This window comes from Alloalcanivorax dieselolei B5 (assembly GCF_000300005.1).
Lineage (GTDB): Bacteria > Pseudomonadota > Gammaproteobacteria > Pseudomonadales > Alcanivoracaceae > Alloalcanivorax > Alloalcanivorax dieselolei.
Map to the genome: position 1 here is coordinate 4346319 of NC_018691.1, position 24193 is coordinate 4370511.

A 24193-nucleotide genomic window follows, 5' to 3' on the forward strand; every position below is an offset into this window, starting at 1 on the left:
ATTGATCGACGGTGATTGATCCACGGTTAGAGAGGCTCCCGATGAGCACACGGTTGCGCGTTCATTCTCCGGCGGTGGTGTACTTCGACGCGGTACGCCGCGCCGGCTCCATACGTGAAGCGGCACGACGCCTGTTCGTGGCGTCCTCCGCGGTCAACCGACAGATCCTGAAACTCGAGGACGAAGTGGGTACGCCGCTGTTCGAGCGGCTGCCCGGTGGACTGAGGCTGACCACCGCCGGTGAGATCTTCGCCCGTCATGCCCTGGTGGTATTGCAGGACGCGGAACGGGCGCGCTCGGAGCTGGACGCGCTCAAGGGTCTGCGCACCGGTCACGTGGAAATCGCCACCGTGGAAGGGGTCACCTCGGATTTCATGCCCACCATCATTGAACGGGCCCGGGAGCACTTCCCGAAAGTGACCCTGGGCGTGGTCACCCTCGGCTCCCGCGACATTCCCGAAGCGGTAACCAGCGGCGCCGCCGACCTGGGCATGGCCTTCGCCCTGCAACGCAGCACCGGCCTGCGACAGATCATGGTGGGGCGGTTCCGGCTCGGCGCCCTGGTGCCGGCGGAACACCCCCTGGCACAGCGGCGCGAAGTCAGCTTCGCCACCTGTGCCGAGTACCCTCTGATCCTGGCGAAGACCGATCTATCGGTATACCACCTGCTCAAACCGGCCATCGAACGCGCCGGTGTCGGCGACAAGGGGGTGGTGCAATCCAACTCGGTGGAGCTGGGCAAGGAGCTGGCACGACGCGGTGTTGGCGTCACCTTTCAGACCCGTATCGGTCTGGAAGCGGAATTAAGTGCTGGCACACTCCGGCATATCCCTCTCAACGACAACGGCCCGGTTTTCAGCGACCTCGGCATCTACACCCGTACCGGCCGTTCCCTGCCGGTGGCGGCCGACGCGGTGGCAAGATTGCTGGCCGATGAACTGGCGGAGCGGGAACTCCGCGAGGCCAGAGACATCGGCGAGCCATTGACCGATTGATCACCGGCACCGCTGCCGGATCGGCATCAGCACGGTCGATATTCTCTTCTTTGGCACCGCCGCGGCTCCGCGCACACTGGTTGGTGAGGATCGTCCGCCAGCGAGAGAGGTTCCATGACGAGCACCCTGCAAGCGCAAAAGGTCAATCAACAGTCGCTGCCGATCATCGATATCGGGGCCTTGATCGACGGCGACGAGAAACAACGCCGGGCGGTTGCCGAACAACTCAGCGCCGCCTGCCGTGACAAGGGCTTCTTCTACATTCGTAACCATGGTATCGAAGCGCGCCTGCAGGCCCAGGTGTTTGCTGCCGCCAAGGCGTTCTTCGCACAGCCACCGGAGATGAAAAAGCAAGTCGACAAAGCGCTGTCGCCAGCCAACCGGGGCTATGAACCACTGCGCGGCCAGACCCTGGAAGCGGATGCCCCACCGGATCTCAAGGAAGGCTACTATATTGGCCGTGACCTGCCCGACGACCATCCAGCGGTACGCGCCGGTAAGTTCAACCACGGCGCCAACCAGTGGCCACGACAGGCCGGCTTTCGTGAAGCAATGGAAGCCTACTTCGAAGCCATGAACGCGCTGAGTGCGCGAATCATGCAAGGGTTGGCGCTATCACTGTCCTTGCCAGAAGACTATTTTGCTGATTTTTGCCGTGAGCCGATGGCGGTCCTGCGTTTGTTGCACTACCCGCCGCAACCGGGCAATCCCGAGCCCGGCGAAAAAGGCTGCGGCGCCCACACCGATTTTGGCGGCATCACCTTGCTGCTGCAGGATGACAATCCCGGTCTGCAGGTCTGGGACCAGGCCAGTCAGGGCTGGATTCACGCCGATCCCGTTCCCGGCACCTATGTGGTGAACCTGGGCGACATGATCGCCCGCTGGACCAATGACCGTTATCGCTCGACCCTGCATCGCGTGGTCAACCTGTCCGGCCGGGAACGTTTCTCCGTGCCGTTCTTCCATTCCGGAAATCCGGATCATCAGGTGCAATGCCTGCCCAGTTGTCTGGCCCCCGGCGCCTCGCCGAAGTATCCGCCGGTCACTGTCGAGCAACACATGATCGACATGTATCAACGCACCTATAAGTAACTCAAGTAACTCGATGAACGATGTCATTCTGATTCACGGCGCCTGGGCCGGTGCCTGGGTTTGGGACGCCCTGGCACCACTGTTGCGCCGGCAAGGATTCCGCCCCCACGCGCTGAATCTGCCCGGCAATGGCCACGGTACCGGCACTCCGGAGCAGGCCGATTTCGCGGACTGTGTCGCCTGTGTGGAAACGGCCCTCGATCAGCTCGACGGCCCGACCTTTCTGGTGGCGCACTCGGGCGGTGGCGTGATCGCCACGCAGGCGGCGGAGAATCGCCCTGACCGCATTGCCGGCGTCGCCTACGTGGCCGGAATGATGTTGCCCACGGGCACTGGGTTCGCCGACCTGACCCGGCATCTGGTCCAGCGGAATCCCGCCGCCGCCGGCATCGGCCCACACTTGATCTGGGACGAAGCACGCCGCTACAGCGAAGTGCCGCCCGCCTCGGCCCGCGACATCTTCTTTCAGGACGTCGACGATACGCCCGCCTGGGCCGCCGCCCGGCAGCTCACGCCGCAACCGGAAGGTGTTCGCGCCGGCGTCGCACACTGGACAGCAGAACGCTTTGGCACACTACCACGCCTCTACGTGGAAGCGTTGCGTGATCGCTCGGTGATCCTGGCGGCGCAGCGCTGGATGCAACAACAGGTTCCCGGGGCCGAAGTCGCCACTCTCGATACAGGGCATGCCCCGCAATTGGCTTCTCCCGCCGAGCTTGGAGAGATACTGGGGAGTTTCTTTCACCGCGTTAGCACACATGACAAGGCATGCCCCTTGCATGGACCACTATAGCGAGACAACGGCGTGTCGCCGCACGCGACCCCGGACTAAAAAGGAGTTACCCATGATCAAGCGTTTCAGACGTTACCTTTTGACGGCCTCACTTGTCAGTATGGCGGCGAGCGTCCAGGCGGCGGATAAAATCCGCTGGCTCAACGACTGGTTGCCCGCTGGCGACAAGGCCATCATCTACCTCGCCGTGGAACAAGGCTTGTTCGCGGCCGAGGACATTGACGTGGAAATCATGTCCGGGCGCGGTTCCAGCGATGTGGTCACCAAACTGGCCACCGGCGCCGCTGACATGGGCACCGGCGGTCTGTCCGCGCTACTGCAAGCGAAGGCAGGGGCTACCGTGCCGGTGACCGCCGTGCTTTCCGTTTATACCAAACAACCGGATGCGGTCTTCGTCAGTGCCGATTCCGGCATCGAAACCCTGGGCGATTTGAAAGGAAAGAATCTCGCCACCGCCACTTTCTCCGCCTCCAATGTCACCTGGCCGTTGGTCCTGGAAACCAACGGCATGTCGCCAGACGATGTGCGCGTAACCAAAGTGGATCCCGGGGCCATGGGCCCGATGATGAGTACCGGCCGGGTGGACGGCACCATCAACTGGATCACCAAGCTGCCGGCCTTCAATGCCTTGATGAAACAGGCCGGCAAGGAGATCCGGGTTTTGCCCTGGTCTGATTATGGCTTTGATGGCTATGGTCTCTCGGTGTTCGCATCCGACCGTCTGATCAAGGAAAAACCGGAGCTGGTCAGAAAGGTACTGACCATTTATCTCCAGGCGCAACAAATGGCTATTGAAGATCCCCAACAAGCGGGAGCGGCGCTGAAAGCGAAGGTGGAGGAAGTGGATGCGGATGTGGCCACCGAGGAGTTTTCCGCCTCCATTCCCCTGATGCAAAACGAAATCAGCGAGCGCGATGGCACCGGTGTTTTCAATCCCGCGCTGCTGGCCACCACCTGGAAGTGGGTCGCCGAAGCCCAGGGTCTGCCGGAGGATACTCTGAACCCCGCCGACGCCGTCAGTGGTGATTTCATCAGCAAGTAGGCGGGCACCACATCAAGAAAACGTTTTCATTGCACGCGGGTCCGGGTTTTTCCGGCCCGCGTTTTTTTATCGCAACTTAGAATGATGCCCGTCCGGCAACGGCCCGTGCGGAAATCTCTGCTTTTGGCGCGCATGTTGCAACGCTCACACTATGACGGCCACTTCAGGTGGCTTTAAAGACTCAAATCCGATTCGAGGTGTTCATGGCGCCCCACGACGATAACGACAACCTGCGACCGAGCATTCGCTTCAACAATGTGGGCCAGCTGTTCACGTCCTCCGATGGCAGCGTCATCAACGCGCTGGACGGCGTCAGCTTCGACATTCATAAACACGAATTCATTGCTGTTATCGGCCCTTCCGGCTGCGGCAAGTCCACGCTGCTTCGGGTGATCGCCGGGCTGGTGCAGCCCACGTCCGGGCAAGCGGAAATCTATGGTTTGCCGGTAACCGAGCCCCGCGAGGAAGTCGGCATTGTGTTCCAACAGCCCACCCTGCTCCCCTGGCTCAACGTGGTGGACAACATCACCTTTCCGATGAAGCACAAATATGGCCGCGTCACCCTTGAAGAAAAACAGAGGGCACAGGAATTATTGGACACCGTGGGGCTGCGGGACTTCGCCCACAAACGCCCCTCCGAACTGTCCGGCGGCATGCAACAGCGGGTGGGTATCGCCCGTGCCCTGCTGCACGACCCGGATATTCTGCTGATGGACGAACCGTTTTCCGCCCTCGATGCCCTGACCCGTGACGAGATGAGTTTTGAGTTGCTGCGCATCTGGACCAAGCGCCCCAAAACGGTGCTGTTCATTACCCACTCCATTCCCGAAGCCCTGCTGCTGGCGGACCGTATCCTGGTGATGTCCGCCCGGCCCGGACGCATTCGCGAGATCATCGACGTGGGCCTGCCACGCCCGCGCACCCTGAAAACCCTGTCGGAGCCCCGCTTCCATGAAATCGCCAACCATATCCGCGGCCAGGTCTTCAGCCATGCGGCCCTCGCCTGAATCCGCCGGGCGCGTGCTTCTGAGACTGCTGGACCGGGGAGCGCCAGTCCTTGCCGCGCTGCTGTTGCTGCTGATCTGGGAGCTTGGTTGTCGTCTGCTGGACGTGCCGGTGTACTTGCTTCCCCCTCCCAGCGCCATCGTTGAAGGCGCACTGGCGGTCAGCCCGGGCAGTTGGGCCAACCATATCTGGGCAACGCTCCGGGTCAGCCTGCTGGGCTATGCGCTGGCGGTGATTATCGGCATTCCGTTGGCGGTGGCTCTGGCCAACAGCCGGCTGCTGTCCCGAACGCTCTATCCGATGCTGGTGGTGGTACAGTCCACACCCGTCGTCGCCGTGGCGCCGATTATCGTGGTGGTGCTGGGCGCCGGTGACGCGCCGCGCATCGTCATTACTTTCCTGATCACTTTTTTTCCCATCGTTGTGTCCACCGTCACCGGACTGATGTCGACACCGCCTGAACTGCTGGAGCTTTCCCGCTCCCTCGGAGCCAGCCGTTGGCGCGAGATTCGCAACATTCAACTGCCGTTCGCGGTGCCCCATATTTTTTCCGCGCTGCGCATTTCCATCACGCTGGCCATCATCGGCGCGGTGGTGGCGGAATTTGTCGCCGCCGAAAACGGGTTGGGATTCTTCATCGCTTTCTCCACCTCGTTCTTCAAAGTACCCCAGGCATTCGCCGCGCTGGCCGTTCTGGTTACCATCAGCCTGATCCTGTTCCGGCTGGTGGCGATGATCCAGAAATGGTGGTTTCCCTGGAGCCTGCCGAAAAAGGATCAGTAGCAAACCGGATAAGGAGCGCTGGTATTATTGCCAGCGCACCAGCCATTTCTCCAACAGCTCGATAGCGTAATAAAGCACAATGCTCATCACCGTCAGAATCGCCAGAGCGGCAAAGGCCAGCGGTGTCTGCGATTGTGCGGAGGAGGTTAGAATCAAATAACCCAGGCCTTCTTCGGAGCCAACGAATTCACCAATCACGGCGCCAATCACCGCCAGCGTGATCGCCACTTTGCACCCGACCATGATGGTGGGCAAAGCCACCGGCAGGCGAACCCGTTTGAACACCTGCCAAGGATTGGCCTGCATGGAGCGCATCAGGTTCAGCATCGCCTTTGGCGTTGCTTCAAGCCCCGCCGTGGCATTGACCACGATGGGGAAAAAGCACACCAGGAACACGATCACCACTTTGGGCAGTGTGCCGAAACCCACCCACAGGGTAATAAGGGGCGCGATCGCGACCTTGGGTACCGATTGCAGGGCCAGCAGGATGGGATACACCGTATGGCGCAGCAAAGGCGCGTACACCACCAGAATCGCGATCGGCAGTGCAATGACCACCGCCGCCAAAAATCCCAGGACAGTCTCGTACAACGTTACCCAACTGTGAGTCCACAATTCCACCCGCCAATCGAAAGCGGTGCTGCCCACTGATGTCGGAGCAGGCAGGACCCACTCCTGAATACCACTGTGACGAACAAACACTTCCCAGAGCACCACCATGGCCAGAAGGCTGATACAGGGCAGGACATAGCGTACCCATTCCGAACGCCACATATTCGTCATTTTTCTATCCCTCGACGGATACCGGATTAATGACGCTGAGAGAAGATCAGCGACTTGATATGGTGTGTCAGTTGCCTGAACTCGGGCTCCAACTCCGTTTTCGGACCTCGAGGCCTGGGCAGATTGATATCAATGGTTTCGATCACTCGCCCCGGTCGGGGGGACATGACAATGACGGTGTCGGACAACAACACCGCCTCATTGATATCGTGAGTAATCAGCAAGGCTGTCTTACGATCACGCTCCCAGATGGTCAGCAGTTCCAGCGACAACTCTTCACGGGTCAGCGCATCAAGCGCACCGAAGGGTTCATCCATCAACAGTACCTGAGGATCCGTCAGCAACGCCCGGCAGATAGCGGTTCTCTGTTTCATGCCACCGGACAGGTCGGAAGGCTTTCTTTGCTCAAACCCCTCAAGCCCCGACAGTTTCAGCAGTGCCCTCGCACGTGGCTCGCTGTCTTCCTTCGCCAGACCGTAGAGTTCCGCGGGAAGCAGCACGTTTTCCAGCACCGTCAGCCAGGGCAAAAGCACATGTTCCTGAAATACGATGCCCACCTCGCGGCTCGGCGCCACCAGCGGTTTGCCGTTACGAAAAGCGTGCCCGTCGGACGCGGACTCCAGTGCCGCGAGGACGTTAAGAAGCGTGGACTTCCCACAGCCGGAAGCACCAACAATGGAGACAAAGCTGCCTTTTGGTACATCAATGCTGACGTCACGTAATGCCTCGATGGTGCCACTGCGTGTCCGATAGATCTTCGACAGATTGCGGGTGGACAGCATCACCGGGGCGTCTTTCATTTCCGTTGTCATCACAAGCCCCCGCTATCTGGCGAACCCGTCAACATAGAGATCAGTGGCTTTCACCGGGTATTTCATCTCGTAGGCGGCGGAGACCAGATCCACGGTTTCCTGCATACGAACCGGGTCGATCGCGCCCGGCCCATCCGGATTCTTCGCCAGTTCGGCGACGCGACGGGTCTCACCGGCGGCGACGTCAGCGTCCACCTGACGGTAGTAATCGTGCAGAATTACGCCGGCTTCATCTGGATTGGCGAAGGCATCACGCATGCCCTTCAAGGTGGCGGCAACAAAACGTCGAATCGTATCCGGGTTATCGCGGATGGTCTCCTCGGACGCTACCAAGCCATTGCCGTAGTAGCTCAGGCCCGCGTCCCGGTAAGCAAGACGAACCAGTTTCTTCGGCGCCACGGCTTTTTCCAGTAAGGGCTCACCGACAATAAATTGACCGATGGCATCCACCCGCCCCGTGGACAGCAAGGACGGTAACGCCGAGCCATCCGCCACCAGCCAGGACACCTTATCCGGATCGACTCCGCTCGCCTTTGCATAGGCACTGAACAGCGTAGGCACCGCACTGAACGCGGTATCGGCGATTTTCCTGCCTTCCAGATCCTTAACCGTCTTGATACCGCTGCCTTCCAGCGCATAAATGGCGTGCGGCGGCTGTGCGTAAATAATGGAGACCAGTTTCACTGGAACCTTGTCATTACCCCGGGCCAACACCAGGGCACCGGCGTCGGCGAACCCCATCCGGGCACTACCGTGAGCGACTTTCTTGATGGCATCGGCGGATCCCTGCCCGCGTACGAAAGTCACATCCAAACCTTCTTCCTTGTAATACCCCTTTTTGTCCGCGACGAAGAAATAGGCATGGCGACCGTTAATGCCGAAATCAGTAATGAAGGTGAGGCTTTCCGCCCACCCGGCCAACGGCGTAAAGAGGGTCAGGCCTACAAGCCCGAGTACGAATGGATAACGTCGCATGACAGTTCGCTCCGACAAGTCGTTTATCTTCCCCGGTTCTCTCTTGAAGACGCTGAAAACGCCACCGATACGAGAACGGAACACCCGTCGAATGCTGCAGATTGTATGCCAGACCGTCCCACCCTCTCCCCGAACCAATTATAACTCCTTGTTTTTCATATTCTTTTTCTCGAACAACGTGACACCATCCTGGGCCAAACGCGCCATGAGGGTGGTTTGGCGACCCTTTTCAAGCACTAATTTCGTGCAAAAATACCTATAAATGACCCAAAACTTATTTTTATATCTATATTTGACTAAAAATAAATTAAATGGTCGCATATAGATCATCTTTTCTCACCATCTGGCTGCTTGCTATGAACACACTCACCCATCCAGACAGGTTCGACCTGATTATTGAAAACGGAGAGCTGCTTGATCCGGCCACGGGTATGCGCCAGTCCGGTCATTTGGCGATTCATAACGGCCGTATCAGCGCCATCAGCCCCACAGCGTTCACTATTCCGGCTCGGCATCGCGTGAACGCCACCGGCAAGCTGGTGTGCCCCGGCCTGATCGACATGCATGTTCATGTCTACGAATGGGTTACCAATTTTGGTGTCCAGGCGGACGATGCCGGGGTCCACGCCGGTATCACCACGGTCGTCGACCAGGGCAGCAGTGGCGCCTGGACCTTTGGCGGGTTTAACGCGCACGTTATCGAGCCTTCTCTGACCGATGTCCGCGCTTTCGTTTCCATCAACGTCGCCGGCGCGCTTATGGGGGGAATGAAAGGCGAGGTCCTTCATAACCCTTCCATGACCGACGGCGCCTCTCTGATCGCCTTGGCCCAACGCTACCCAGATCACGTGAAAGGCATCAAATGTCACTGCGAATCCGGAGGGCTTTCGCATTGGGGAACGGACGTGCTTCAACATGCCAGCGAGGTGGGCAGGGCCGCCAATATTCCACTGTACGTTCACACCGGTGAACTGTTTCCGGTCAAGGAATCCTCTCGGCCCGAGGTCGGCTCCGTCTTCACCAGCGTGCTGCCACTACTGAAACCGGGAGACATGCTGGCGCACATTTACAGCTGCATGCCCGACGGCATCGTCGGTCAAAGCAAGGAAGTGCCGGCAGCAGTTATCGAAGCCAAGGACATGGGCGTTCATTTCGATATCGGCTACGGGCTGAATTTCAGCTATCGCATCGCCCGCATGCTAATGGAAGCCGACCTTCTTCCTTTCACCATCAGTAGCGACATTCACGGTGACTTCAACCGCTTCCATGACAACAGCAAGCTCGATTACAGCCTCTACGGTGCCATGACCCGTCTATGGGCACTGGGTATGTCTCTCGAGGACGTAATACAGGCAACCACTTACAACCCCGCGCGCATGCTGAAGGAGGAGGACGAAATAGGCACCCTGGCTATCGGCAGCCGCGCGGACCTCTCCATCATCGAAATCGACGAATCCGGGTACGACCTCGCGGACGGCCGCGGTGAGTGGCTCCATACCCCGAAAGCACTCTTGCCATGGATGACCATCCGTGAAGGGCGCCGGATCACACCCCATCGCCGCCTGATCAAGGACCTTATTCCTCAAACCACCACGGCTCTCTGACACTAAGGGAATCATCATGCAAACCGAAGATATCGAATTTCGCCAACACCGCGTTCGTCTGTATCGAGCCGGTCAAGGCCCAACCCTTCTGCTGATTCATGGCATTGGTCCAGGGACCTCGATCCCTGCCAACTTTGGAGCGGTGATCCCAGCTCTTGCCGAACACCACACCGTTGTCGGCATGGATCTTCTGGGTTTTGGTGGGTCAGAAAGAAAAAGCGCTCCGCCCTTTTTCGACTTTCCTCTCTGGTGCGAGCAAACAAGTTTCGTTATCGACTATCTGGGCAAGAACGCCCTTGGTGTCTGGGGGCAGTCCCTGGGTGGCGCCATGGCCCTCAAAGTCGCCGCGGAATGCCCGGCTATCAAAAAAGTGGTGGCCACCGGAGCCGGCGGAGGCCCTCAGGAAATGAATCCGGCCCTGAATCGCTTCTGGACCTTTCCGAAAAGCGCGGCGGCACTGCAACAGGCACTGTTGAGCTCGATGTACGATACCTCCGGTATCACCGACACCCTGGTACAGGAACGTTTCGAGACCCTGCGGCAAGGGGGCGTCGGTGAGTATTTCGAAAGCATGATGTCCGGTGATAAGCAGGCGCTTCTGGATTCCGTATTCCTTTCTCCCGAGTTGCTCGGCCAGGTCAATGCGGACGTTCTGATACTGCATGGCCGCGAAGATATCCCGGTGCCCTATGAGCACACCGCCCTGCACCTGGGGGCCCACCTGCCCAACTGCAACACCATGATCATCGGCAAATGCGGCCACAACCCCGCTCGCGAACATCCGGATCTGACCTTGCGCCTGGCCCTGGATCATCTCGGTTGACCCCATGGCCCGCCCTTTGCATCCCGGAGCCCTTCGATTACCATCACGCGACCCCGTCTCACGGGGTCATGAATCATCCCTATTCAGTCAGGCATCGGGCATGAGCGACAACGGCGTACCACGTAAGGATTCCTATCTTCAGTCCCTGGAAAAGGGACTGGCCGTCCTCGAATGCTTTAGCGCAGGGACGGTGTCGTTGTCGATCAGCGAGATCGCAGAGCGCACCGGCCAGGACCGGGCCTCCGCCCGCCGCGCCATTCTGACGCTGACTCATCTCGGCTACACACGTCTGGAGGGGCGGCGCTATTCTCTCACACCCAAATCCCTGACCCTGGGTCACCGGTACCTGTCATCATTACCCTTCCTGCCCATGGCGCAAAGGGTGATCGAGGAGCTGGCCGACGAGTTGCAGGAAACCGTCTCCATCGGCGCTCTCGACAGCAGCGATGTGGTCTTTCTGTGCCGGGTCGCCCCGCGCCGCTTTCTCAGTGTGGATGCCAACGTCGGCAGTCGGGTTCCCGCACACCTCCATTCCATGGGGCAGGTCCTGCTCGCCCACCTTCCAGCCGAGGAGCGGGTGCGACGCGTCAGTGATCTGGACTTCCACCCCTTCACGCCCCATTCCGTGACCGATCCCGCTGTTTTGGATCAGCAGCTGGAACAGGTGACACAACAAGGCTGGGCGTTCACCAACCAGCAGTATGAAGAAGGCTACTGCGGTATTGCCGTTGCGCTTGCGGATGCCAGCAACCACGCCGTCGCCGCGTTGAATGTCAGCTTCGCCACTGGCCAGGACGCCTATCGTCGCGCCACCGATGATGTTCTGCCACGACTCAAACTGGCAGTACGAAGGATACAGAGTCCCCGCGTATGATCCTCTGCTGCCGTATCAGCAACGGCCTGGACACTAATCTTTGCTATCCAAGCCTGCAACACGGCCCCACACTAAAGTTCCGATTGAAGCCATCGTCTTTGTCATGTCCGATCAAATCACACCGCCGCATCTGAACCACGAGCACTATATGAGAGAGAGCTTCCAGGTCGCAGAACGCGCTCTGGAAAAAGGTTGCCATCCGTTTGGTGCGCTGTTGGTGGACGCCGATGGAACGGTATTGATGGAGCAGGAGAATGCTTTCCTGCCCCATCATGATATGACCGGCCATGCCGAACGGGTGATCCTTACGCGTGCTTCGCGAACCTACCCACCGGATTTTCTTGCCCGGTGCACGCTCTATACCTCCGCCGAGCCCTGCGCCATGTGCGCCGGGGCCGCGTACTGGGCCGGCATAGGACGCGTGGTCTATGGTCTTTCCGAAAAACAACTCAAAGCGATTACCGGCAACCATCCGGAAAACCCCACCCTGGATCTGCCCTGCCGCACGGTTTTCGCCGCCGGGCAACGCTCCGTGCAGGTGATCGGCCCACTACTGGAAGAAGAGGCCACCGCCCTTCACCTGCGCTTCTGGGAAAAAGAGAAAGACTGACCAGTATGTACTCTCCGCGTCATTATATCGTCACCTGACGGGTCCACAGTGCCCTTCTTTTTCACGGCGTTGATCCTGGCGCTTTGGTTTGGAGAGCACTTCTAATGTCATTTCTTTTTTCCCGCAACTCTCGCGTTTCTTTATTGTCGGCCATCACCCTCGCCACTTTCCTGAGCGCCTGCGGCGGCTCCGGGGGCGGCTCCTCACCCTCTCCGGAACCCACCCCGGAGCCAACTCCGGAGCCAACCCCGGAACCGCAACCCAGCGGGGCCTGGAGCGCCGGGGATCTGCATGTGCATACCTATCAATCCGACGATGCCCAGGTGTCCCTGGAAAGCGTGCTGGACGATGCCTTTACCCGCTACGACCTGGACTGGCTCACCATTTCCAATCATCTGCGCACGTCCTACCGGGATCCTGACGGCGCCGAGTTGGGAGAATCCATACCCTTCTATCAGGCACTCATCGACTACGAAGTGCCTTATCTGAAGCAGGCTCTGGAGCAGGATCGCTACCCAGGTGCTTTGATGTATTCCTCTTTCGAGTGGGACATGCCGACCCACGATCACGTCAATGTCGGCATCGGCATGGACGACCCGATGTCCGAGGCCAATCTGCAAGCGGTGGCGGAATTCGAGTATCTGTTCACCACCCGCGATGCCAGCCTTTTCGATCCCGCCCTGGTGGAAAGTCTGGGCGACCAGCCGCGTGCCAACGCTACCCACGAGGACGCCCTCAGCGCGTTAGGCTGGCTGCGCGATAATCACCCCGACAGCTATATGCTGTTGAACCACCCTTCCCGCTACATGGGCAAATACACCATCGCCCAGATCCGCCAGATGCACGATCTGGCGCCCGATCAGTTCTTCACCATCGAAGGCATGGTCGGCAATCAGATGGAGCCGGATCGTGGCGGCTATGTCGAGGCCTATACCGAAGAGAACCTGAGCTCGCGCACCTATGGCGGTGTCGACTATCTGGTGGCGAAACTGGGTGGCACCTGGGACGCGCTGCTGGGTGAAGGCCGGCGGATCTGGAACGTGGCCAACTCCGACTACCATTTCACCACGGCGCAGGGTCGATACAGCAGCGGCTACGCTCCTGGCGAGTACGCCAAAACCTATGTCTGGAAGGATGGAGAAGACGCCTCCGCCCTGCTGGACGCTCTGCGCGGCGGCCGTCTGTTCGGCGTTTTCGGTGATCTGATCGATGCACTGGAGTTTCAGGCCGAAGGCGCTGAAGGCAGCACTCCGATGGGCGGTACGCTGACGGCGGCCCAGGGCGAACAGGTGACGGTGACCATCCGCTTCCGCAGCCCGCAAGCCAATAACTACGAGTATCCGCTGGAAAGCGGCCAGTCCGCCTATATGAAACCGACCGTGGATCATGTGGACCTGATCGTCGGCGATGTGCAGGCGCCCGCACAACCCGATTCCGCCGATTACCAGTCCGCCAGCAACCCGAGCACCCGGGTTCTGGCGCGCTTCACCGCCAACGACTGGACCGTGGACGAGGACGGCTACAATGTCATCACCCACACCCTCACCGCGACCGCTGATCAGTACCTGCGCCTGCGCGGCACCAATCTGGCGGTCAACGTGCCCGGTCAAATGGAAGACGGCGAGCCGCTGCCGGACGCCAAAGTGGAGGTGGCCATTGACCCCGCCCGCTTTGATGCCATCAACGCCCGCAATTACAACGACCTGTGGTTCTACTCCAATCCGATTTTCATTAGCGTGGAGTGACCCATCCCGGCGGAAGCGGCCATCGGCCGCTTTCAGCCCTTTGCCGGACCCCCCTGTTAATAACCAGCCATCAAAAAAATAGGCTGGAGAACCAACTTCAATCCCCCTCTCTCCTCATTTATAATTGCCTCACATTACCTCAAATAAGCTTTCACCCGGTCGCCCCGGTCTTGCCGTGGGCCGCGCCGCGGTGTCGCTCATGGAGTTTCAATGACGTCCTGGATCCGCCGCCTGCTGCCGTTCACGCAGTGGCCCCGTCCCAGCGCCCAGTCACTGCGCAAGGACGCCTTCGCCGGCATTACGGTGGGACTGGTACTGATTCCTCAAGCCATCGCCTACGCCACTCTGGCCGGCATGCCGCCGGTCACCGGACTCTATGCCGCGCTGCTGCCCAGTGTCGTGGGGATTCTGTGGGGCTCCTCGGCGCTGCTCGCGGTGGGCCCGGTGGCCCTCACCAGCCTGCTCACCTATGCCGCGCTGCACCCCCTGGCCGAGCCGGAAAGCGGGCAATGGGTAGTGCTGGCCATCTGGCTGGCGCTGTACGCCGGTCTGATCCAGTTCCTGCTTGGTGCCTTTCGGCTTGGAGTGATCGCCAACTTCATCTCCAACGCTGTGATAACGGGGTTTATCAATGCGGCGGCACTGATCATTTTGCTGTCTCAGGTGCCGGCCCTGCTCGGTCTGGAGGGTCAGGACTTCAACGCTGCCCTGGCCGGCCTCCAGCATCATCTGGCCGATGCCGACGCCGCCTGGCTATGGACCCTGGCTTTCGGCCTGGGCTCGATCGCGCTGCTGTGGCTGCAAAAACGCTTCGCGCCACGCCTGCCCGGTGTTCTGGTGGTGTGTGTCGTGGGCATCGCGGTCAGTGCCCTGTTCGGCTATCAGGCACTGGGGGGGAATGTCGTGGGCCTTATTCCCGCCGGCCTGCCCGCCCCCCAATGGCCGCCCTCCCTGACCCTCGAACAACACCGCGCCTTGTGGCCGGCGGCGGCGATCATCGCTTTGATCAGCTTTACCGAAGCCATGGCCAGCGCCCGCACCCTGCCCAATCCGGACGGCCGTCTTTGGAATCAGAATCAGGAACTGGTGGGCCAGGGCCTGGCCAAGATCGCCAGCGGTGTGAGCGGCGCCTTTCCGGTAAGCGGCTCCTTCTCCCGCAGCGCCCTGAATCTCTACGTTGGCGCCACCAGTGGCTGGTCGGCGCTGTTCGCCGCCCTGTGTACGCTGGTCTGTCTGCTGTTTTTCACCGGCTATCTGCAACATCTGCCCCGCGCGGTGCTGGCGGCGATCATCATTGTGCCGGTGCTCAACCTGATCCAGCCGAAGGCCTTTGTGCATCTGTTCCGCACCTCGCGGGACGACGGCGTGGTGGCCGTGGCCACCTTCGTCGCCACACTGGTGGCGGTCCCGTATCTGCATTGGGGCGTTCTCACCGGCTTTCTGTTGGCCATGGTGTTCTTTCTTTACCGGCGCGCCCATCCACGCCTGATTGAATTGGGACTGGATCCCGCCGGCACCTTGCGCGACCGCACCCTCAACGGCCTGCCTCCGATCGCGCCGGGGGTATTGGCGCTGCGGCTGGACGCCTCCCTGACCTACATTACCGCGCCGCTGATGGACCGTTTCATCCGCGAACGTCTGCAAAAAGAAACCGATCTCCGGGTTATCCTGATTTGCGCGTCAGCGGTCAATGACATGGACGCCACCGGTGCCGACACCCTGTCCCAATTGCATCAGGACCTGCGGCGGCGCGGCATCCGGCTGGCCCTGTCCGGGGTGAAAAAGCAGGTGCGCGATCGCCTGGCCCACATCGGCTTGCTGCAACGGCTCGGTGACGACAACCTGTTCGTCAACAATCGCGAGGCGATCGTGGCTCTGAAGGCAAAGGCCCCCGAGCAAGACTGACCCGGGCCGGGACACTGACCAGGAGCAGGCTCTGATCACGTTCCCGGCGTTTTCAACCTGACAAACCCGCCGCTTTTGGACAACATAGACCAGGATCATGAGAAGGGACGCCGCCGGCATCGCCGGACGGAACGGGTGCGCCATGAAACGCTTTTTTCTTTCGCTGCTGGGTCTGGCCGTCATCGCGGTGCTGGGAACACAACTGTGGTTCCTCGGCCAGGTACTGTATTTACGTGCCTACAACCCGCAGAATACCGCCTTCATGGAACGGTCCCGCCAGCACGGCACGGTGCAGTATCTGTGGCGCGATTACGATCAGATCGCCACGGATCTGAAACGGGCGGTACTGGTCTCCGAAGATGCCCGCTTCGTTGAGCATATAGGCTTTGACTGGCGCGGGATCCGCCACGCCATTGAGCGCAACCGCAAGGCAGGGCGCCCGGTGGCCGGGGGCTCCACCATCACCCAGCAGTTGGCCAAGAACCTGTTCCTGAACAGCGACCGCAGCTACTGGCGCAAAGGGCAGGAGGCAATGATCGCGCTGATGCTGGAAGCCACCATGTCCAAACAGCGGATTCTGGAGTTGTATTTGAATACCGCCCAATGGGGTAACCGGATTTTCGGTGCCGAAGCCGCTGCCCGGCATTACTTCGGTATCAGCGCCGCGTCCCTGGGGCCGGCGCAGGCGGCGCAACTGGCGGCGATGCTGCCGCGCCCCAGCTACTACGACGTGCGTGGTGTCACCGATTACGTTCACCAACGCACCCAATGGATACAAAATCAGCTCCCGCTGGTGGCCTTGCCAGACCCGGGCTGAACAAAACGGGGCGGATGGCATCTCACCATCACGCACCCACGGATTCGAACCCGGCGTTCGATTCGACTAGAGATTCAAAACAGAATTTGGAGAGCTTCCTATGAAAGCAATCGGGCTCGTGCTGCCCTTGGTAGCGCTATTGGCTGCCTGTGACGACAGCTCCTCTCCCGATGCCCCCGCTGCGCCACAACCGCGGACCGAGCAAGCCAGCTCAGCCCCCGAGCCGGCCGCCGTGGAACGGGGCAGCATCAGCGGCGCCTGGCGCCCCGACGGTGACAACGCGGCGCGCATCCTGGTACTGGCCGAGGACGGCGAGCTGTTTCTGGTTGGCGACAGCAAGCATCAGGGGTTGAGTTGGGAGCGCCGCGACGATCAACTGACCCTGCGCTATCTGAACGGCCAGGATAACGTCCACGAGGCCACTTTGAGCACGGCCCTGGAGCAGGACACCTTGACCCTGGAAGGTGAGGACGGGGAACAGGGCGAGAACGCCCCTTACATCGGCGTTTACCAACGGGACAACGAAGCGGTGGAAGAGGTAACCGGCGAAATCACTTTCGCAGGCGATACCAAGCTGCCGCCGCAAGCGGTACTGGCCGTGACCTTGATGGACGGCAACCGGACCCCTCTGCTGCAGCGCCTGGTTCACTTGCGGGACAGCCCACAGCCGTTCCATCTGTACCTGGCCAAGGGACGCCTCAAGGCCGGCACCGATTATGCGGTTAATGCCCGGGTCATCGTCGATGGCGGCGTCATCATGAACACCGGGGACGCGCCTTTGCGGCGGGACGGTGAAGGAAATCTCGACACCTTGACCCTGACCGCCCATGACAGCGGCCCGGCACCGGTCAGCTTCGTCGGCCGTTACCTCTATCACGGCGAACAGGCCATCTTCATGCCCTGCGACAGCGACCGGCGTTTGACGGTGGCCGGCGCCATGGCCGATGCCCTGGCCAAGGCTTACCAGCAGGCCGGCCTGGAACCCATGGCCCCCATGTTCATGGAACTGGACGGGACCCTGGAAAAACGGCGCGGCCAGGAAGCAGGCACGCAGGTGGACGCGCTGGTGGTTCGTGATTACCGCAATGTGAGAGAGCCCGAGCAGTGCGAGCAACCCTCCGCCCAGCTCACCAACACTTACTGGAAGCTGATTGACGTGAACGGCCAGTCCGCCCCGTCCCCCGGTGAAGGCCAGAACCAGGTGCATTTGATCCTCGCCAGCGATGAGACCGTCAAGGGCGACACCGGTTGTAACCGGCTCACCGGCGGCTTTACCCTGGACGGTGACAGCCTCAGTTTCGGTGAACTGGCCACCACCCGCCGCGCCTGCACCGGAGACAACGTCTCCGACGCCTTCCTCACCAGTTTGGAGCAAACCCGGGGCTTCCGCATCGATGGCGAGCGGCTTAGTCTCTACGACCAGGAGCACCATCTGCTGGCGGTGTTCACCGCGGAGTATCTGTAACCGGAACCTGAGAGGCTGGCCATGCGCATCCATTATCTGACCCATGTGCCCTTCGAGAAACTGGGAGCCATCGAGCCCTGGCTGGCCGCCAATGGTGCACGCATCACCGCCACCCGCCTTTATCACGGTGAAGAGCTGCCGGATCCGGATGACCTGGAGGCACTGATCGTCATGGGCGGGCCCATGAGCGCGGACGATGAGCACCGCTACCCCTGGCTGGCGGATGAAAAGCGTTTTATCCGCGCCTGTATCGACCGCGGCCATAAGGTGCTTGGCATCTGCCTGGGAGCCCAGTTAATCGCTCGCGCGCTCGGTGCCCGGGTGCACAAGAATCCGGACAAGGAAATCGGCTTTTTCCCGGTACAGAGTACCGAGCTGGGCCGCCAACACCCGCTCGGCAGTCTGTTCAACGACGCACCGGCGGTATTTCACTGGCACGGTGACACTTTTGAGATCCCCGACGGCGCCCTGCATCTGGCCCACAGCTGGGGCTGCGAGCACCAGGCTTTCAGTTACGGCGACAACGTCCTGGCCCTGCAATTTCACCTGGAAATGGGCGAGGACAACGCCCGCACCCTGTGCCAGGAATGCGCCTCCGACCTTAGCCCCGGCCCCTGGACCCAGAGCGCCACCGAAATCTTCAACATGCCGCAGGCATTCACCGCCAATCAGCGTTTGCTGTCGGTGTTGCTGGGGCTTTTTTTTGCAATGGACCCAGGCTAGGTTCCGTTAACGTCATGGACGACTCAGTTTGAAAAAGGCTGATCCTTTTACTCCGGTTACCATGAAGGCTCCGGGCTCGAACCGAGCACGGATCAGTCACGGATTGAGGTGGCTAAACGACCGTGCCTGGCCTCTAGGCAGCGCCATCCTATTGCTAGCCACCTTTAATTTGTACAGCTACATCTCATACGAAAAGATCCCTCTGAGCCTGTTTTCCCCCGGCATCATAAGCGGGCTTCCGATCCTTTTCATTTTCCAAACTCTGGCCATAGCCGGGCTTTTCATAGTCACGATGGGGCCCGCGACCATAATGGCTCCAGAACTTCCTCCAAGTCGCCCCATCAGCCCCCGTGCCAGAAATCGTTTCCTTATAGAGTATGGCGATCGCCGGCGCCCCATTCGCCACGCAATTTTGTCTCATATAAAGAAATCCCCACTCCTCATAGTCTGGGGGCTATCCTCCCTTCTTTCCGCCTTTCTTTGGGGACTGGTTCTTTTCGCCTTGTCTGCTCTGGAGAATGACTCCCCCTATGGCGAAATTGTCGTTTCATTGGGGTTCGTTCTGGTTTTGGCGGTATTCACTGTCATGACGCTGACAAGACTACAAAAGCTAACAGGAAAGAAAGCCCGCGATCTTCTGTTTTCTTGCTTTTGCAGCGGACTGGTTCAGAGCCTGACTTTCCTTATAGTCACACTTTTTTCCATTAACGCGGCACGAGCTTTGGACATACCCGAGACACACGCTGCACAGCTCTTTGTTTTCGTATTTCTTATGTTGATAGCGCTACAAATATTAGGCGCGGCTCTAGCGGACGCCTTGCTGAAAGATAGTAATCCCATCGGGCTGGGCACTGGCTCCATTCTGGGACTGGTAGCTGTCTTTTCCCTTTTTTTCCAGCCCGCCGGCGCCCTTTTAACCGGCTACGCTCTTCAGATCTCATCGTCAGGAGCCCGACCCTGCGCCATTGTCGGCTGGAGCACGCTCCCTCCTGGCCTGGAGGATATAAGCGCCAACCCGACCACGAGCATCCCTTTGCGAATTCTGACGGAAGCGGACAGCCAGTATGTGGTACGCCCACACGGCACAAACTCAAAAAAAACCTACTTCACCCCCACAAATTCGGTTGCTTCAATCGACGATTGTCCGTCAAAAAATCCGGGGAAGGAATGAAAGCAAGGCGAAGCGGTAAAGACAGTTCACCGGCCCCGTTAACGGAGCCGGTGAATGGAAACGACATGGTCAGGCTCGCGATGCGAACTCAGGCGCTCTTGCGGGCCTGAGCCTCGGCCATGCGGCCGGCGGCGGAGAGGATCGCCTGCAGGGCGGCGGCGGTGGTGTCCGCGGCCAGCGCCACGGCACTTTGTGTGTGACCACCGACTTGCACCCGGACACAGGCCATGGCATTGGCTTCGGTATTGTCGCCCAGGGAGTACTCATCGAACGCTTCCACTTGCAACTGCCAGCCGTGCCGACGGTTGAGCGACTCCACCAAAGCACCGACAGCGCCTTCGCCGCGACCGGACAGCACCGTCACCGGTGAGCGTTGATCGCCGATACTGATCTGCGCCTGTACCCCTTCTTCACCACGATGCAGGTCATAGGAACGCAACGTCCAGCCGTTCGGCACTTCCAGATAGTCACTGTTGAAGCGTTGATGTACCCGGCGGCTGTCGATCTCGCCGCCATCTTCCTCGGCATCTGTCTGTACCAATTTCGCCATTTCCTGCTGCAGCCATCGTGGCAGGCTGATGCCGTAGTCCCGCTCCAGCACGTGCGTCACGCCACCTTTGCCGGACTGGGAATTGATCCGCACCACTTCCTCATAGCGCCGATTCAGGTCCGCCGGGTCGATGGGCAGATAAGCCACACGCCAGATGTCACCGGGCTTGTACAGGCCGAGACACTTACGGATGGCATCCTGGTGGCTGCCGGAAAAGGCGGTGAACACCAGATCGCCGGCGTACGGATGACGAGGATGCGTGGGGATATCGGTGATTTCCTCCACCACCTGCACGATTTCCTTCATGCGCGAGAAATCGATCAGGGGATCGATACCCTGGGCATACAGATTCATGCCACAGGTGACCAAATCCATGTTCCCGGTGCGCTCGCCATTACCCAGCAAGGTGCCTTCCACCCGGTCGGCGCCGGCCATCATCGACAGTTCGGCGGCGGCCACGCCACAACCACGGTCGTTATGGGTATGGACACTGATCAGCACATGCTCCCGATAGCGGATGTTTTCATGCACGATCTCCACCTGATCGGCGAACACGTTCGGCGTGCTCACTTCCACCGTGGCCGGCAGATTGATGATCACCCGCTGGCCCTGGTCCGGACGCCATACCTCATTCACGGCATCGATCACCTCAACGGCGAAATCGGTCTCCGTGGCACTGAACGTCTCCGGCGAGTATTCAAAACTCCAATGGGTCTCCGGCTGTTGCGCCGCCATGTCACGCACCCAGGTGGCGGCCTGCACGGCGATGGCCTTGCAGCCTTCCTTGTCCACATTGAACACCTGATCGCGGAACGTCGGAGAGGTGGCGTTGTAAATATGAACGATGGCGTTCCTGGCGCCACGTACCGCTTCGAAGGTGCGCTCGATCAGTTCGTGTCGTGACTGGGTAAGCACCTGGATATGGACATCGTCCGGCACCAGGTCTTCCTCGATCAGGGCACGGCAGAAATCAAAATCGATCTGGCTGCCGGACGGGAAACCCACTTCGATTTCCTTGAAGCCCACTTCCACCAACAGCTTGAAGAAACGCTTTTTCTGCGCCACCGACATGGGTTTGATCAGCGCCTGGTTACCATCACGCAGATCCACCGCGGCCCATAGCGGCGCCTGCTCGATGCGGCGGCTCGGCCACTTGCGGTCCGGCTTGTCGACAGTGACGAAAGGACTGTATTTGCGATGATCGAAACTCATGAAGTGACTCCAATTGAAACCCTGGTAAGGGAAGTCCGTTTTTTTGGGTTCTGGGGGCCCGCCAGGCAGGCCCTCTGTCGTTCTCCGGGATCACCGGCCAACGCGGATCCGGGTACGACCACCGCCGGGTAGGGCGGGGCCGCTTCCGGTGTCGCCCGGACTTGTGACCCGTGACGACAAGAGACAGTTTACGTAGACAACAGGGCAATGTGCTTGCTTTTTTCTCTCGATTATCGAATATTGAGCAATATTATCTCGTAATCGACATGAATTTCGACAGAAATCATCACTTCAATGGAAAAGCTGGCAAATCTGGACCGTACCGACGTCCGCATCCTGCGTGCTCTCCAGGAAGACGGGGGCCTTACCAATCAACAACTGGCGGAGCGGGTCGGTCTGTCCCCTTCGCCCTGCTCGCGCCGGGTACAGAAGCTGGAAGCGGCGGGGATCATCCTGCGGCGGGAAACGGTGCTGGATCCCCGTAAGCTGGGTCTGGACCTCACCGTCATGATTCAGGTCAGCATGGATCGCCACATCCCGGAGCGCTTCGCCAATTTCGAGGCCACCGTATCGCAGTACCCGGAAGTGCAGCAGTGCTATCTGGTCACCGGCCAGGAAGCGGACTACCTGCTCAAGGTGGTGGTGCCGGACATCGACCACTATCAGAACTTTCTGCTCAACAAGGTGACCCGCATTGAGGGTGTCAGCGGCGTGCACTCCAGCTTCGTGATGCGCCGAGTGATCGACACCAGCGCCCTGCCTCTGGATTATCTATAGCAAGAAGGGAACCCGGACGCGCGGACCACCGCGCGTCCTCACCCGGCCCGGCGACAGCCGATCAGGAGATACCGTGTTCGCGGGTCTCCCACCAAGGGCGGCGTAGTTCGGTCTTGAGGATCTTGCCGGCGCCGGACATCGGCAGCGGCTGGTCGCGCACCTCCACGCTGCGGGGACATTTGTAGCCGGCGATACGGGCCTTGCAAAAAGTGATGAGCTCGTCACCGCCAATGGCTTCTCCAGGCTTTGGCAGAACCACCGCGTGAACCGCCTCTCCCCAATGATCGTCCGGAATACCAATGACCGCGCATTGCGCCACCGCCGGATGCTCGGCGATGGTATTTTCCACCTCGACGGAATAGACGTTCTCCCCACCGGAGATAATCATGTCTTTGACGCGGTCAACCACGAACAGATAGCCGTCGGCGTCCAGATAACCGCCATCACCGGTATGCATCCAACCGTCGACGATCGCTTTACCGGTTTCCTCGGGACGGTTCCAATACCCCTGCATCAGAGTGTCACCGCGCACCACGACCTCCCCCACCTGACCGGGCGGCAGCTCGTTATTATCGTCACCAACAATCCGCACCTCGACCCCAAGCGTGGCCCGTCCGGCGGCTTTGTGAAGGCCACGCTCACGCGCCTCTCCCAGATGGTTTTCAGGCGGGTTGAAGGTGGCGATCGGCGACAGCTCCGTCATACCGTAAAGTTGCACGAAACCGGCATCCGGGAGCCGTGCCAGAGCCCGGTCAAGCACCGCCTCGCTGATCGGTGAGGCGCCATACAGAACACGGCGAACCGACGACAAATCCGCGGACACCACGGCCTCGCTGTCGACCAGCATCTGGATCATGGTGGGCACCAGCAACATATCCGTGACACCGTGACGTTCCACCGCGGCGGTCAAGGCTTCCGGGCTGAACCCCGGGATAATGACGTTGGCCCCACCACTCAACAGCTGCGAATACATCGCCGCGCCGTTGGCGAGATGGAACATTGGCGCCGCGTGAAGGTACACACTGCCTCTGGGAAACAGGCCTTCCGCCAGCGCGTTGAAGGCATTGGCGACCAGATTGCCGTGACTGAGCATCACCCCTTTCGAGCGGCCCGTGGTACCACCGGTATAGAAGATGCCGGCGAGATCATTCTGATCGCACATCACGTCCGCCACCGGGGCGGCCTCACTCAACAATGTCTCGTAATCAAGCAAACCCGTCGGCGACGCGCCATCATCAGCCCACACCACGGTGATTGCCATTCCGCCGTCGGCCAGCTCCCGTGCCGAGGGCTCGAAAGCCGCATCGACAAACAACAGACGGGCACCACAATCCTCCAACGCCAGCGCATTCTCCCTCGTGCTCCAGCGAATGTTCAGTGGCACGATGACCGCACCAGACCAGGCGCAAGCCAGATACAATTCAAGATAGCGGGCACTATTGAGCATCAACACCACCACCCGATCTCCCGGCTTCACGCCATATTCGCCAAGCGCTCCCGCCAACCGGGCAACGCGGTCACCCACCTCTGCCCAGGTGCGTGTGAGGTCACCTTCAATGATCGCGGTTCCATTTCGGTTAATCTGCTGCGCGCGGCGCAGGCCCTGAGTTATGTTCATTGCTTTCACTCCTGTTGAA

General features: G+C 60.0%; 22 protein-coding genes. 17 read left to right on the plus strand and 5 right to left on the minus strand.

Features of this window, described 5'->3' with window-relative positions:
* Nucleotides 1-41: 41 nt before the first annotated feature.
* The 6 genes from B5T_RS19465 to B5T_RS19490 all read left to right on the plus strand — a co-directional run bounded on the left by B5T_RS19465 (nucleotide 42) and on the right by B5T_RS19490 (nucleotide 5710).
* Complete coding sequence (locus tag B5T_RS19465) at nucleotides 42-995, plus strand: LysR family transcriptional regulator (RefSeq protein ID WP_014996234.1); 954 nt, start codon at nucleotides 42-44, stop codon at nucleotides 993-995.
* Between the two features lie 114 nt (nucleotides 996-1109).
* On the plus strand, nucleotides 1110-2087 hold the full coding sequence (locus tag B5T_RS19470) for an isopenicillin N synthase family dioxygenase (RefSeq protein WP_014996235.1): 978 nt from the start codon (nucleotides 1110-1112) through the stop codon (nucleotides 2085-2087).
* Between the two features lie 13 nt (nucleotides 2088-2100).
* Nucleotides 2101-2880, plus strand: coding sequence for an alpha/beta fold hydrolase (locus tag B5T_RS19475; RefSeq protein ID WP_014996236.1), 780 nt, complete (start codon nucleotides 2101-2103; stop codon nucleotides 2878-2880).
* Between the two features lie 52 nt (nucleotides 2881-2932).
* Nucleotides 2933-3922 (plus strand): ABC transporter substrate-binding protein, encoded by a 990-nt coding sequence (locus B5T_RS19480; RefSeq protein ID WP_014996237.1) that lies wholly within the window; start codon nucleotides 2933-2935, stop codon nucleotides 3920-3922.
* Nucleotides 3923-4125: 203 nt separating this feature from the next.
* Nucleotides 4126-4929 (plus strand): ABC transporter ATP-binding protein, encoded by an 804-nt coding sequence (locus tag B5T_RS19485; protein ID WP_014996238.1) that lies wholly within the window; start codon nucleotides 4126-4128, stop codon nucleotides 4927-4929.
* Between the two features lie 13 nt (nucleotides 4930-4942).
* Entirely contained in the window at nucleotides 4943-5710 is a 768-nt protein-coding gene (locus B5T_RS19490) for an ABC transporter permease (protein WP_041717763.1), read from the plus strand.
* Nucleotides 5711-5734: 24 nt separating this feature from the next.
* Here B5T_RS19490 and B5T_RS19495 read toward each other — a convergent pair whose 3' ends face one another.
* The 3 genes from B5T_RS19495 to B5T_RS19505 are packed head-to-tail and all read right to left on the minus strand — an operon-like array spanning nucleotide 5735 to nucleotide 8280.
* Entirely contained in the window at nucleotides 5735-6493 is a 759-nt protein-coding gene (locus B5T_RS19495; RefSeq protein ID WP_014996240.1) for an ABC transporter permease, read from the minus strand.
* Nucleotides 6494-6519: 26 nt separating this feature from the next.
* Nucleotides 6520-7305 (minus strand): ABC transporter ATP-binding protein, encoded by a 786-nt coding sequence (locus B5T_RS19500; RefSeq protein ID WP_014996241.1) that lies wholly within the window; start codon nucleotides 7303-7305, stop codon nucleotides 6520-6522.
* A gap of 12 nt (nucleotides 7306-7317) precedes the next feature.
* Nucleotides 7318-8280, minus strand: coding sequence for an ABC transporter substrate-binding protein (locus tag B5T_RS19505; RefSeq protein ID WP_014996242.1), 963 nt, complete (start codon nucleotides 8278-8280; stop codon nucleotides 7318-7320).
* A gap of 356 nt (nucleotides 8281-8636) precedes the next feature.
* On the opposite strand from B5T_RS19505, the gene B5T_RS19515 reads away from it, so the two are divergent.
* From B5T_RS19515 to B5T_RS19560, 10 genes are all read left to right on the plus strand, one after another.
* Nucleotides 8637-9884: an amidohydrolase family protein gene (locus B5T_RS19515; protein WP_014996243.1), complete on the plus strand. Its 1248-nt coding sequence runs from the start codon at nucleotides 8637-8639 to the stop codon at nucleotides 9882-9884.
* Nucleotides 9885-9900: 16 nt separating this feature from the next.
* The gene (locus tag B5T_RS19520; RefSeq protein ID WP_051015547.1) at nucleotides 9901-10707 is read left to right on the plus strand and encodes an alpha/beta fold hydrolase; all 807 of its coding nucleotides are present in this window, start codon (nucleotides 9901-9903) and stop codon (nucleotides 10705-10707) included.
* 100 nt (nucleotides 10708-10807) lie between these two features.
* Entirely contained in the window at nucleotides 10808-11581 is a 774-nt protein-coding gene (locus B5T_RS19525; RefSeq protein WP_014996245.1) for an IclR family transcriptional regulator domain-containing protein, read from the plus strand.
* A 103-nt stretch (nucleotides 11582-11684) separates the two neighbouring features.
* On the plus strand, nucleotides 11685-12191 hold the full coding sequence (locus B5T_RS19530; protein ID WP_051015548.1) for a nucleoside deaminase: 507 nt from the start codon (nucleotides 11685-11687) through the stop codon (nucleotides 12189-12191).
* 104 nt (nucleotides 12192-12295) lie between these two features.
* Nucleotides 12296-13936 (plus strand): CehA/McbA family metallohydrolase domain-containing protein, encoded by a 1641-nt coding sequence (locus B5T_RS19535; RefSeq protein WP_014996247.1) that lies wholly within the window; start codon nucleotides 12296-12298, stop codon nucleotides 13934-13936.
* Between the two features lie 210 nt (nucleotides 13937-14146).
* Nucleotides 14147-15841: a SulP family inorganic anion transporter gene (locus B5T_RS19540; protein ID WP_014996248.1), complete on the plus strand. Its 1695-nt coding sequence runs from the start codon at nucleotides 14147-14149 to the stop codon at nucleotides 15839-15841.
* Between the two features lie 142 nt (nucleotides 15842-15983).
* On the plus strand, nucleotides 15984-16658 hold the full coding sequence (mtgA, locus tag B5T_RS19545) for a monofunctional biosynthetic peptidoglycan transglycosylase (RefSeq protein WP_014996249.1): 675 nt from the start codon (nucleotides 15984-15986) through the stop codon (nucleotides 16656-16658).
* Between the two features lie 100 nt (nucleotides 16659-16758).
* The gene (locus tag B5T_RS22400; protein WP_051015549.1) at nucleotides 16759-18123 is read left to right on the plus strand and encodes an META domain-containing protein; all 1365 of its coding nucleotides are present in this window, start codon (nucleotides 16759-16761) and stop codon (nucleotides 18121-18123) included.
* Between the two features lie 21 nt (nucleotides 18124-18144).
* The gene (locus B5T_RS19555; protein ID WP_014996251.1) at nucleotides 18145-18846 is read left to right on the plus strand and encodes a type 1 glutamine amidotransferase; all 702 of its coding nucleotides are present in this window, start codon (nucleotides 18145-18147) and stop codon (nucleotides 18844-18846) included.
* Between the two features lie 28 nt (nucleotides 18847-18874).
* Entirely contained in the window at nucleotides 18875-20017 is a 1143-nt protein-coding gene (locus B5T_RS19560; RefSeq protein ID WP_014996252.1) for a hypothetical protein, read from the plus strand.
* A gap of 88 nt (nucleotides 20018-20105) precedes the next feature.
* Here the strand turns inward: B5T_RS19560 and B5T_RS19565 are convergent, their stop codons facing one another.
* Nucleotides 20106-21779: a 2-isopropylmalate synthase gene (locus tag B5T_RS19565; RefSeq protein WP_014996253.1), complete on the minus strand. Its 1674-nt coding sequence runs from the start codon at nucleotides 21777-21779 to the stop codon at nucleotides 20106-20108.
* A gap of 294 nt (nucleotides 21780-22073) precedes the next feature.
* Between B5T_RS19565 and B5T_RS19570 the strand changes: the two genes are divergently transcribed.
* Nucleotides 22074-22556, plus strand: coding sequence for an Lrp/AsnC family transcriptional regulator (locus tag B5T_RS19570; protein ID WP_014996254.1), 483 nt, complete (start codon nucleotides 22074-22076; stop codon nucleotides 22554-22556).
* A gap of 61 nt (nucleotides 22557-22617) precedes the next feature.
* Here the strand turns inward: B5T_RS19570 and B5T_RS19575 are convergent, their stop codons facing one another.
* A complete protein-coding gene (locus B5T_RS19575) occupies nucleotides 22618-24174 on the minus strand; it encodes a long-chain-fatty-acid--CoA ligase (protein WP_014996255.1) in 1557 nt (518 codons plus the stop codon).
* Nucleotides 24175-24193: the final 19 nt, after the last annotated feature.